The organism is Nocardioides epinepheli, from assembly GCF_037936805.1.
Classification (GTDB): domain Bacteria; phylum Actinomycetota; class Actinomycetes; order Propionibacteriales; family Nocardioidaceae; genus Nocardioides.
Genome location: NZ_JBBMMC010000001.1, coordinates 672456 through 684924, shown reverse-complemented (window position 1 = coordinate 684924; position 12469 = coordinate 672456). Strand labels below are relative to the sequence as shown.

The 12469-nt window shown below is 70.6% G+C and carries 5 protein-coding genes; 3 read left to right on the top strand and 2 right to left on the bottom strand.

Annotated elements, in window-relative coordinates; all coding sequences use genetic code 11:
- The first annotated feature begins 447 nt into the window (after positions 1-447).
- On the top strand, positions 448-7179 hold the full coding sequence (locus WMR31_RS03215) for a LamG-like jellyroll fold domain-containing protein (RefSeq protein WP_340537323.1): 6732 nt from the start codon (positions 448-450) through the stop codon (positions 7177-7179).
- A gap of 173 nt (positions 7180-7352) precedes the next feature.
- Here WMR31_RS03215 and WMR31_RS03210 read toward each other — a convergent pair whose 3' ends face one another.
- On the bottom strand, positions 7353-7580 hold the full coding sequence (locus WMR31_RS03210) for a tautomerase family protein (RefSeq protein ID WP_340537322.1): 228 nt from the start codon (positions 7578-7580) through the stop codon (positions 7353-7355).
- A 233-nt stretch (positions 7581-7813) separates the two neighbouring features.
- Here WMR31_RS03210 and WMR31_RS03205 point away from each other — a divergent pair, with 233 nt between their 5' ends.
- Positions 7814-9511: a copper resistance CopC/CopD family protein gene (locus WMR31_RS03205; RefSeq protein WP_340537321.1), complete on the top strand. Its 1698-nt coding sequence runs from the start codon at positions 7814-7816 to the stop codon at positions 9509-9511.
- 12 nt (positions 9512-9523) lie between these two features.
- Entirely contained in the window at positions 9524-10921 is a 1398-nt protein-coding gene (locus tag WMR31_RS03200) for an NAD(P)/FAD-dependent oxidoreductase (RefSeq protein ID WP_340537320.1), read from the top strand.
- 34 nt (positions 10922-10955) lie between these two features.
- On the opposite strand, the gene WMR31_RS03195 is transcribed toward WMR31_RS03200, so the two are convergent.
- Positions 10956-12425 carry a glycoside hydrolase domain-containing protein gene (locus WMR31_RS03195; protein ID WP_340537319.1) on the bottom strand — a complete coding sequence of 490 codons (1470 nt, stop codon included), beginning with the start codon at positions 12423-12425 and terminating at the stop codon, positions 10956-10958.
- Positions 12426-12469 lie beyond the last annotated feature (44 nt).

Below are 12469 nucleotides of genomic sequence, written 5' to 3'. Positions count from 1 at the left end.
AGGTTTTGCGGCCGCCGCGAGTTCGTGGCTGCGACCGGCTCCCGGACTCACCCGACCTGGGGGACCGTGGGCCAGGCTCGGATGCGGGCAGGAGCGGCACTCTCGGGGCCAGAACGGCTCGCCGACGCCTCCGGAAGACCGCGGTGGGCTCTCAGGGCGATCTGGGTTCGCTGGCGCGTACATCTGGCCCTGAATGTGACCCACTTCCCAACCAAATTCAGAAATGCGAACTGAAAGCCGTTTTCGTTCACAAATCTGGACACGATTCTTGACTCTGTGTGATGGTGCTCATACGGTCGGCCCACCAGAGTTCTGGACCGGGGTCCCCCAGGCGTCGGTCCAGGCTCGCCTCAGGTAGAGCCAACCAAGGGGACTCCCAAGATGAAACTGCTTCGCAGGTCATATCGCGGGCACCACGATCGGCGACGCCGACGCGGTGCCCGCGCCGTGGCGCTCGCAGCGGCACTCGCCGTCACAGCCTCCGTGCTCGGCATCGTGTCCGCACCGCAAGCCGCCGCGGCCGCTCCAGCCGCCGACGACGGGGTCCTACGGGTCCTGTTGTTCTACAAGACCCAGTTCCACGCCTCGCAGGCCGAGGCGCGGGTCGCCGTGAAGGATCTGGTCAACCAGCTCGGCACCGAGTACAGCCAGCCGGTCGAGATCCAGGAGACCGACGACCCGGCCAGCTTCAACGCCGACAACCTCGCGTCCAAGGACGCCCTGGTCTTCGTGCAGACCGGTGGGGTGCTCTTCAACGACGCCCAGCGCACCGCGCTCGAGGACTACATCCGCGGTGGCGGCGGCTTCGCCGGCGTCCACTACACCGGATGGTCGGTCGGCACCAGCGAGCACGACGTCAACCCCTTCTACCTCAAGCTTGTCGGCGCGATGTCCGAAGGACACCCCGAGAACCCCGGCGTGCGCCCAGGCCGCGTCGTCGTCGCCGACGATGCCGGCCCGCTCGCTGCGGGGCTGCCGGCCCAGATCAACCGCAACGACGAGTGGTACGACTGGGTGGTCAACCCGGCTCAGAACGTGCACACGATCGTTCGTGCCGACGAGGCCTCGTACGGCATGGGTCAGAACGGCACGAACCACCCGATCACCTGGTGCCAGACGATCGATCAGGGCCGATCCTGGTACACCGGTCTGGGCCATGAGGGCACGGCCTACGCCGAGCCCTTCATGCGCACCCAGCTGAAGAACGGCATCGCCTACTCCGCTGGCCTGCTGCCAGCCGACTGCTCCCCGCCGGCCAAGGACGAGGAGGGCGCCTGGAGCGCGGTCACGCCGTGGCCGAACATGCCCATCAACGCCTCCCTTCTGGCAGACGGCACCGTGCAGAGCTTCGGATCCGTCTCGACCGGATGCACCGACGCCAACCCCTACGACTTCGGCGGCAACGGTTGCGTGGTCCAAGGCGGTCAGACCGAGTTCGACATCTGGGACCCCGCCGACCCGCGCACCCTCGCGAACGTCCGCGACGGGGTCCAGGCCAACTCCACCTATACAGACCTGTTCTGCTCGATGCAGGTGCAGGACCCGCGGCGTCGCGCCGTGGTGACGGTCGGCGGCGATGACCAGCTCGGCGGCAACGCCCCGAACGACGCCGCCATCGGTGTCACCAGCTACACCAAGAACCAGGGCATCAAGGACGAGGCCCCGATGAACTACCCGCGGTGGTACCCCACCGGCACCACGACGCCCCAGGGCGACATCGTCGTGCAGGGCGGCAGTATCCGCGGCGGTCCCGGCGGTCCCGGCGTCATCACTCCCGAGATCAACACCCCCGGTGCCGGCACCGGCTGGAAGCTCCTCACCGGCGCCACCAGCGCCGCGGCCTACGGCGACGGCGGGAACGGAAACGGACCCGACGAGAACCGTTGGTGGTACCCGCGCGCCTTCGTCGTCCCCGGCAAGGGAACGCTGTTCAACATCAGCGGCACCCAGATGTTCGAGCTCGACCCCTACGCCAACGGCGGCAACGGCAAGCTCGACCTGCGCGGCACCCTGCCCGCCAACGTCGCCGACCAGGGCGCACTGGGCCGGCCGGTCGGCGCCACTTCGAGCGCCGCGATGTTCGCCCCCGGCAAGATCCTCCAGGTCGGCGGCGGATGGTGGGCCAACGGTGGCGGACCCGCAGGTGCCCGCGCCGCGTTCATCATCGACATCACCGGCGGCACCGAGAACCCCGTGGTGACGCCGATCGCGCCCATGCAGTACGCCCGCCACTGGCCGACCACGACCCTGCTGCCCAACGGCGAGGTCCTGGTCACCGGCGGGAGCAGCGAGAACAACGGCGCCGGCCAGTACGTCACCTCGGCTGAGATCTGGAACCCCCAGACCGGTGAGTGGCGCACGATCGAGAACCCGTCGGCCCGCATGCGGCTCTACCACTCCAGCGCCCTGCTCCTCCCGGACGGTCGCGTCATGGTCGGAGGCGGCGGAGCCCCAGGCCCGCACGACTACACCGACGTCGAGTACTACACGCCGTCCTATCTCTACGACGGTGACGAGCTCGCCGCGCGTCCGGAGATCACCAAGGCGCCGAAGAAGATCGGCTACGACGGCACCTTCCAGATCACCGCCAGCGAGCCCATCACCCGCGTCTCGCTGATGCGCAACGGCACCGTGACCCACGGCTTCAACAACGACCAGAGCTTCCAGGAGCTGGACTTCACCCAGACCGGAGACTCGCTCAGCATCACCGCTCCGGCCGACGCCACCTACGCGACTCCGGGCGCCTACATGCTGGTCGTGTGGAATGCCGCCGGCGTCCCGTCGGTCGCCTCGCTGATGGACATCGACCCGACGGTGCGGCTCGAGAGCCGGACTCCGATGGTCGTCGACCAGTTCGAGTACCCGAAGCTCCCCACCGAGTGGCGCTCGGCCAACCCGCCGGCAATCCGCGACGTGGAGGCCGGTAACGGCCGGATGAACCCCTGGTCGGTCTCCAACGCCGTCCAGCTGGTCCGCAGCACCGGCGCGAGCCAGGGTGGCTTCGGCTACGTCGGCTACGCCTTGGGCCTCGGCACCAGTGGCAGCCTCGAGCGCACGTTGACCAACCTCGACCCCGGCCACGAGTACCTGATCTCGGTCAAGTACGCCCGTGACAGCCGGTCCACCGGGACGGCCGACGCGAATGTCGACCTCAACGTGGGCGACCTCGACGCGACCCTCACCGCGACGACAGCGAACCCGTCGCAGAGCGGTGGAGCGCTGACCTACAAGACGTTCGTCGACACCTTCACCGCGTCCTCGCGCAGCGAGACCATCACGCTCGCGGCCGCCGACGGCACCACCGCCGGCATGATGCTCGACGACCTCGTGATCACCGCGACCGAGGCGGGCGTCAACGACCCGCAGGTCCACTACGAGTTCGAGGAGGGCAGCGGGACCACCGCGGCCAACACCGGTACCGACGTCTCGGTCGGCGACGCCACGCTCACCGGCGCCACCGCATGGACGCCGAACGGCGTGTACGGCAACGGTGTCGACCTGCCCGGCGGCGAGAACACCAACGCCGTCGACCTGCCCGACAACCTGCTCCAGAACGCCGACAGCTTCACCACGTCGTTCTGGGTCCGTCCGGACGCCAAGGCGAACTGGATCGGCATGTTCCACCTCGGCGATGGCCTTGGTGACGCCGGCAGCTTCTTCCAGATCCAGATGCAGACCCAGGCCCGCAACCCGGGCAACTCGGGTCTGGCGGCGACGTTCAAGAAGAAGGGCAGCGACCTGCAGGAGCGGGTGTACGCGACGCCGACCAAGGACGTGAACGCCAACGCGTGGAACCACGTGGTGTTCACCCGCACCGGCGCCACCGGCACCTTGTACCTCAACGGCGTCCAGGTCGCCCAGCGCACCGACCTCACGCTCACGATGAGCGACGTCGGCCCGACCAGCAACAACTGGCTCGGCCGCAACGGGTTCCCCGACCCGGCCTACGACGGCCGGATGGACGACGTCCGGCTCTACGAGACGGCGCTGTCCACCGACGACGTGGCCGCGCTCTACTCGGCCGGAAGCGCGCTGCGCACGACCACGGAGGTGTCGGTGACCCCGGCGTCCCCGTCGCCGTTCGGTGAGGCGCTGACCGTCAAGGCCGCCGTGAAGGACGAGGGCAACGCTCCCGCGCAGGGCAGCGTGCAGCTGTGGCTCGACGGCAACGCCGTCGGCGGCACGGTCGACCTCGCCAATGGTGCGGCCACCTTCCCGGCCCTGCCCGAGCGGCTGGCACCGGGCGAGCACGACATCGAGGTGCGGTTCACCGCCGCCGACGGATGGCGTGACTCGGTCGGCTCCCTCACCCACACCGTCGAGCGCCCGCCGGTCGGCGAGGGTGTGCCGATCCACTACGCCTTCGACGAGGGTCAGGGCACCGTCGCCGTCAACACCGGAGGCGACCCCTCCATCGGCGACGCCACGCTCGGTGGCACGGTCGGCTGGACGCCGAGCGCCAAGTTCGGTGCGGGTGTGAACCTGCCCGGTGGCGACGGCGGCTCCGGCAACCACGTCACCCTGCCGAACAACATCTCCGCGGGGATGACCGAGGACTTCTCGGTCTCGCTCTGGGCGAACCCCCGGGCACTGCCGAACTGGGTGCCGCTGCTCCAGATCGGCAGCAGCACCGACTCCTTCTTCGTGCTGCAGTCGTCGCTCATCAACGGCGACCGCGGGTTCGGTGCCACCTTCAAGCAGGCCGGCCAGGTGCTCCAGGAGCGCATTATGCTCCCGGGCGACCAGGACCTGCCGCTGAACCAGTGGACCCACGTGGCGGTCACGGCCAACGACAACGTCGTGAAGATCTACTTCAACGGCGTGCTCGTGGCCTCCCGCAACGACGTGTCGATCAACCTCGGCGAGGTCGCGGTCGACGGGCAGTCGACGGCGAACATGATCGGCGGGATCAGCTTCAACGACCCGCGCTTCAACGGTCAGGTCGACGACTTCCAGATGTTCGGCTACGAGCTGTCGGAGGCCGAGGTCAAGGACGTCTTCACCGGCGTCTCGAGCAAGGCCCCGGTCGCCGTCGACGACAGCTACAAGACCCAGGAGGGTGTGGCCCTCGAGGTCGCGGCTCCCGGTGTGCTGGGCAACGACACCGACGCCGATGGCGACGCGCTCACGACCACCGAGGCCACCCAGCCCGAGCACGGTGACCTCACGCTCAACGCCGACGGCTCGTTCAGCTACACGCCGGACGCCGGCTACTTCGGCACCGACACCTTCACCTACAAGGCCGCCGACGCCTCCCGCACCTCCGAGGCGGCGACGGTGACCATCGAGGTCGAGGAGGTCGCCGGTCTCACCGCGACCACGACGACGGTGGCGGTCACCCCCGGCTCGCCGTCGGCCTACGGTCAGGACCTGACCGTCAAGGCCCAGGTCGCGGCGGCCGGCGGTCCGGCGCCGGCCGGCAGCGTGGAGCTGTGGATCGACGGCAAGAAGGTCGGGGACGCGGTCACCCTGAGCGCCGGGGCGGCGACGTTCCCGAAGCTCGCCGGTGGCTTGGACCCGGGTGCGCACGACGTCGAGGTCCGGTATGTGCCGGGTGCCGGCTTCCGCACCTCGCAGGCCTCCGTGGAGCACACGGTCAAGCGGCCGCTGGACGGCTCGGACGCCCTGGTGCACTACACCCTCGACGAGGGCACGGGCACCGCGGCGGCCAACACCGGCTCGAACGGCGACATCGGGGACGCCACCCTCATGGGTGCGACCACCTGGACGCCCGACGGTCAGCTCGGTGGCGCGGCATCCTTCCCGGGTGGTGCGTCGACGACGAACAACCACATCAAGATGCCCGACAACGTCGAGGCCGGGCTCGATGACGAGTTCACCGTCTCGATGTGGGCTCGCCCCAACCAGCTGCCGAACTGGGTGACCCTCCTGCAGATCGGTAGCAGCACGGACACCTACTTCCTCCTGCAGTCCAACAGTCAGGCCGGCGCCAACAACACGCCGTCCGGATTCGCGGCGACGTTCAAGGCGCCGGGAACCCCGAAGGCCGGGGAGGAGCGGCTGGTGCTCGGTGCGGGCAACGACCTGGCGCTCAACGAATGGACCCACGTGGTGTTCGCGATGGAGGGGTCGGTCGGGAAGCTCTACTTCGACGGCGAGCTCGTCGGAACCCGCGAGGACTACACCCTCGGCATCGGGGACGTGGGCGTCGGTGGCAACACCGTGGCCAACTTCCTCGGTGGCACCAGCTGGGCCGACCAGCGCTGGAACGGTCTGATCGACGACTTCCAGCTCTTCGGTTACGGCATGAGCGACGACCTGGTCGCCGAGCTGTACGAGGGCGGTCCGGCTGATTCGGCTCCGACCGCACGGGACGACGCCTACGAGACCACCGAGGGCGCTGCCCTCACGGTCCCGGCACCCGGCGTCCTCGCCAACGACAACGACGCGGACGGCTCCACCCTCACCGCGACCGGCGCCTCGACGCCCGGCCACGGCTCGGTGACGCTCAACGCGAACGGGTCGTTCACCTACACCCCCGAGGCCGGCTTCGTCGGCACCGACACCTTCACCTACCTCGCCAACGACGGCGCGCTCGACTCCGAGCCGGCGACGGTGACGATCGAGGTGAAGGAGAAGGGTGACCCGCCGGTGGTGACGACGTCGGTCACCGGTAGTGCGGGCTCGATCGTCTACGGCAAGGCCGGCACCGTCGCGGTGACGACCAACCCGGCGACGGCCACCGGCCAGGTGCAGGTGCTGAACGGGACCACCGTCCTGGGCACCGGCACCCTGTCGGCGGGCAAGGCGTCGATCGCGCTCGCCGCCAAGGCGCTCAAGCCTGGCACGTACACCCTGACGGTGCGCTACGCCGGGGACGCGGGTCACACCGCGGCCACTGGCACCGTGACGGTGAAGGTCGCCAAGGCCACGTCGACGATCACGGTGAAGGCGCCCAAGCGGATCAAGCAGGGTGCCCGGGCCAAGGTCACCGTCACGGTCAAGGCTCCGGCCGGCGTTCCGGTCACGGGCCAGGTCAAGGCCTGGGTCAAGGGCAAGAAGGTCGTGGTCGGCAAGGTGAAGAACGGCAAGGTCGTTCTGAAGCTCGCCAAGGCGACCAAGAAGGGCAAGATGAAGGTCAAGATCTCCTACCTCGGCAGTGACCTGCTGACGAAGGCGACCAAGACCGTCACGATCAAGGTCCAGCCCAGACGCTGAGTCCGATCTGAACGCTGCGGACCCGGAGGTTCTCCTCCGGGCCCGCAGTGTCGTTCCGCTTCGGCCGGGACGGTCGGGAACGATCGCTCCCGCAACGCAACGAGGCCGGAAGGCGACCGATCGGTCGCCTTCCGGCCTCGCAGGCGGCCGAGCCCAGAGCGTGGCCCGGCCGCTCAGCCCTCGTCGGCGAGCGCGGCCACCACGCCGGCGCGGCTCTCGTCCTCGCTGGCCAGCACGCCGCCGTTGGCGACGATGTCGGGGGTGATCTCGCTGAAGACCATCCGGACGTCCTGGCGGCGGGCGCCGAGGATCTCCACGGCGCTGTCGGCGACGGCCTGGGCGAAGTCGCGGCGCTGCTCGACGGTGCGGCCCTTGAGGAGCTCGACGGTGATGTTGGGCATGGGGGATCCCCTTCGTGGGAGATCGCCCAGATACGGGACCCACAAGCGGGACCGTCCATATGGGCGACCTGGGTTCGGTAATGTGAATCACACTCTAGCCATCAGGCGGGCCGCTGGGCAATCGCGCACGTGACGGGTTCACATTCTTGACAGGAGTTCGACCGGCTGGTTCAGTGCTAGCAGAGTGATCGCGGTCACCCGGGCCTGCGTCGACCAGTCGAGGAAGCGAGCCCATGTACCGGATCCGCCTGCGCGCCGGCCCCCTCGCGCGCCCCCTGGCGATCGTGGTCGTCCTGCTCGCCGCCCTGGCCGTCGTCGTGGGCAGTGCCGGCCCGGCCAGCGCGCACGCCACCCTCGTCTCCACCGACCCTGCCGAGGGCGCCGTCCTGGAGACGGCGCCGGAGGCGATCAACCTGACCTTCGACGAGACCGTCCTCGGGGTTCCCGACGGCGTTCAGGTCTTCGACGCCGCGGGCACCCCGGTCGAGTCGACCTCGAGCGTGAGCGGCACCGCGCTCGCCGTCACCCTCGACCAGGACGTCGGCGAGGGCACCCTGGTCGTCGTGTGGCGCGTCGTCTCGGAGGACGGGCACCCGATCTCCGGTTCGCTCACCTTCTCCGTCGGTGCGCCCAGCGACGTCGTGGAGGCGCCCCAGGGTGGCGCCCCGGCCAGCGGCACCGGAGCACCGTGGGTCCTGAGCCTGGTCCGCTGGCTCGGCTACCTCGGGCTCCTGGGCGCCGCGGGCCTCGTCGGCTTCGCCGTACTGCTCCTGCCGCGCGACCCCCAGGCTGAGCCTGCACGCGGGCGAATCGTGTTGGCCGCGCGGGTCGGGGCCGGCCTCACCGCGATCGCCTGGCTGCTCGCGCTCCCGCTCACCGCGGTCTATGTGCTCGGCGGGGGCGCCGGCCTGCTCGGCAGGTCGAGCACGTGGTCGACGCTCTCGACCACCGAGTACCTCACGACGGCCGCGGTGATCCTCGGGACCGCGGCGGGCGTCGCGCTCCTGGGCGGCGGGACGCCGAGCCTCCTGCGCGGTCGACTCGCGGTGGGTGCCGTGCTCGTGGCCGCGATCGCGCCGGCGCTGGTCGGGCACACCCGCGCCGAGACGCCGGAGTGGCTCGTCGTCGGAGCCGACATGGTGCACCTGCTCGCGGGCAGCGTGTGGTTCGGGGGCCTCATCGCGCTCACGCTGGCGCTGGTCGACCTCGCCGACCGGGGAACTCTCGGTGGCGAGCTGCTCGCTCGGTTCTCCGGCCTGGCGGCCGGCATCCTGGTTGCGCTCGTCGTCACCGGCACCTTCGTCGCCTGGCGGATCCTCGGCTCCGTCTCGGCGCTCTTCGACACCGCCTACGGCCAGATGCTGCTGGTGAAGATCCTCGCCGCGGTCGCGGTCGTGCTGATCGCCGCGTGGAACCGCTGGAAGCTGCTGCCGCAGGTCGAGGAGACCGCACGTCGCAAGGAGCGCCGCGCCACCGCACGCCTGCTCGCCAAGGCGACCGGCGCCGAGGTGGCCATGCTCGTCGTCGTCCTCCTGATCACCGGCTTCCTCGTCGACAAGAGCCCGGCCGTCGACGCGCCGCTGACGCCCTCCGGCTCGGAGTTCGCGCCGCGCGAGATCAAGACCGCCTCTCTCGGGGAACGAGAGGTGCGCGCGTCGATGTCGCCGCAGACGACGGGCAAGAACACGCTCACCATCGAGCTCGTCACCGCCTCCGGGGTGCCGGTCGAGGGGGTCGAGGCTCCGGTGGTGAGCCTGCGCTCCGACGACGTCGATCTTGGGGCGCTGCCACTCACCTTCCAGTCGACCGGCAGCTACACCAGCGAGGCGGTGATCCCGACGTCCGGCGCCTGGACCCTCCAGGTCTCCCTCCGCATCTCCGAGTTCGAGAATCCGATCGCCACCATCGAGTTCGACGTCGAAGACCCCTGACACCATGACGCCATGACGGCGAACGCGACCGCCAATGGCGCGGTGTCCTTCTGGTGGGCCGACCTCGGCCGGCCCGCACCACGTCCGGCGTTGCCGGGGCCGATCACCGCCGACGTCTGCATCGTCGGTGCGGGCTTCACCGGGCTGTGGACCGCCTACTACCTCAAGCGTGCCGAGCCCGGCCTCCGCGTGGTCGTCGTCGAGTCCCGGTTCGCCGGCTTCGGCGCCTCGGGTCGCAACGGGGGCTGGCTCACCAACACCGTCACCGGCGGTGTGGAGCAGTACGTCGCCGCCCACGGCCGCGAAGGCGCCGGTCGCCAGCAGCAGGCCCTGACCGACACCGTCGCCGAGGTCGTCGAGGTCGCCCGCGCCGAGGGCATCGACGCCGACGTCCGGCTCGGCGGCGAGCTCAACGTTGCCCGGACCCCCGCGCAGCTGGCTCGCCTCGAAGCCGCGGTCCAGGCCGAGCAGGACTGGCCCGGCACCGACTGGGAGCTGCTCGACGCGGCGGCGACCTCGGCGCGGGTCGCGGTCGACGGCGCGCTCGGCGGCATGTGGCAGCCGCACTGCGCGCGGATCCACCCGGCCAAACTGGTCCGCGGTCTCGCCGAGACCGTGGAGCGTCTCGGTGTCCCCATCTACGAGGACACCCACGTCGAAGCGATCCGGCCCGGGGTGGTGGAGACGCGCCGCGGCCGGGTGCTCACGCCGGTGGTCCTCCGTGCGACCGAGGGGTTCACCGCCCGGCTGCCGGGTGAGCGCCGGACGTGGCTGCCGATGAACTCCTCGCTCGTCGTCACCGAGCCGCTGCCCGCCGAGGCCTGGGCGCAGATCGGTTGGAGCGGGTGCGAAGCGCTCGGCGACCTCGCCCACGTCTATATGTACGCCCAGCGCACCGCCGACGGCCGGATCGCCTTCGGCGGACGCGGCCATCCCGACCGCTACGGATCACGCATCGACGACGACGGCGCGACCCCGGTCGCGACGGTTGAGGCGCTGGCCGGGCTGCTGGGCGACTTCTTCCCGGCGGCCCGCGACGTCCCGATCGCGCACGCGTGGTCGGGGGTGCTCGCCGTCCCGCGCGACTGGGCGGCTCGGGTCCGGTTCGACCCGGCCACCGGCCTCGGCCACGCCGGCGGGTACGTCGGCACCGGCGTCACCGCCACCAACCTCGCCGGACGGAGCCTGGCCGACCTGGTGCTCGAGCGCGACACCGAGCTCACCTCGTTGCCGTGGGTCGAGGCCCCCGACGCCCCGACCCGGCGCTGGGAGCCGGAGCCCCTGCGCTGGCTGGGCGTCTCCGGGATCTATGCGGCCTACCGGGCGGCCGACCATGCCGAGGACCGTTCCGGCAAGGCGTCGGCGTCGTGGTTGGCCCGGGCGGCCGACGTCGTCGCCGGCCGCCACTGACGCCCCGACCGACTAGCGCGGTCAGCGGGCGCGGTCAGCGGGCCCCGGCGCGGATCCTGCCCCAGGTGGCGCCGTCGACGATCCCGGTGGCCGGCATCTTCAACCGGCGCTGGTAGGTCTTGACCGCAGCGGCGGTCGTCGCGTCGTAGGTGCCGTGCAGCGGCACCTTCGTGCCGATGTTGGCGCTGTTGATCGCACGTTGGACGCGGCGCACGTCCGGGCCGGCCGAGCCGACCTTGAGCACCGGCGAGGAGCCGAAGCCGTGCAGGGTCATCCAGTCGCGGGGGTACCACGTGTCGCCGGTCGCCTGACCGCGTGCGGCCTTCCACCGACGGACGGCGTCTAGGAGCGGGGCGGAGTACTTGCCGGTGACCTGGCCGCGGAAGTAGCCGCGCTCGGTGAGCAGGCACTGGAGTGCCTTGAGCCGACCCGGTCGGCGGCTCTCGCCGCTGGCGGCGATCTTCAGCGCGCCGTAGCGGCCGAAGTTCACCTGGACGCCGCCGCAGTGGTTCTCCGGCGGTGCGACCGAGCCGCGCCCGAGGTCGAGGAAGTTGCTGTCGATGTTGATCCGGACCTTGCCCCACACCTCGTCGTGCCCGCCGCGGTACTGCTTGACGCGACCGCCCGGCATCCAGCCGTCCGGGCGGAGGTAGGACGTGGAGGTGTTGGCGACGCCGTCCCAGCGGGCGACCCAGATCCGGTCGGGGAGGGTCACCGAGCCCGGACGGTTGACCCGGGCGTCGTCGAGCGCCTTGATGCCGGAGCCGGCGCTGGAGTAGACGCCGGTGACATATCCGAGGCGGCGGACGTTGGTCACCCACGTGCTCAAGAACGCCAGGGCCGACTCGCGGCAGGCGGTGTTGGTGATGTCGAAGCCCTCGAGGTCGTACCACAGCGTGCTGCCGGCCGGGATGCCCAGCGCACGGGCGTCGGCGACCGTGCTGGCCGCGGAGTCACGGGCCATCTTGCGGGCCTCGCCGTAGTTGCCGGCCTTCCCCTTGACCGGGCTGATCTTGAAGTCGTCGGAGTAGCGCGGGAAGCGCGGCTGGCAGGAGGCCTGCGGGCCGAGCGTGATCGGCAGCAGGCGCCAGCCCTTGAGCAGCTGGGTGCGGATCCACTGCGGGGTGAGGTTGGGCTGCGAGCGGCAGGCGCGGGAGTCCCCGGAGATGTAGATGCCGACCGCGAGGAATGGCGAGCGACGCAGCCAGGCGTCCATCGCCGACTGGCTCGGCGCGAGGCACTGGTCGAAGCCGTAGCCGGTGAAGTCGCCCGGCGTCGGGGGGAGGGGGTCCGCGGCGCGCTCGCCGATCCCGGCCGTCAGGGCGGGGGACGCGCTGGGGAGGGTCCGCTCGGCCGGTGCCGCCGATGCCGGTCCGGTGACCGAGGTGACGCCGAGCGTCAGTGCGATCGCGGAGAGCGTGGCCAGGCCGGAGACGGCTCTGGCGGTGGCCGATCGGCGGCTGGCTGTGGGGGCCGATCGGTGCCTGCGCAGGGTGAAGCTCATGGCGGAGAAACTCCTGGGGAAGTAGGTGATGATCCGTCGCGAAT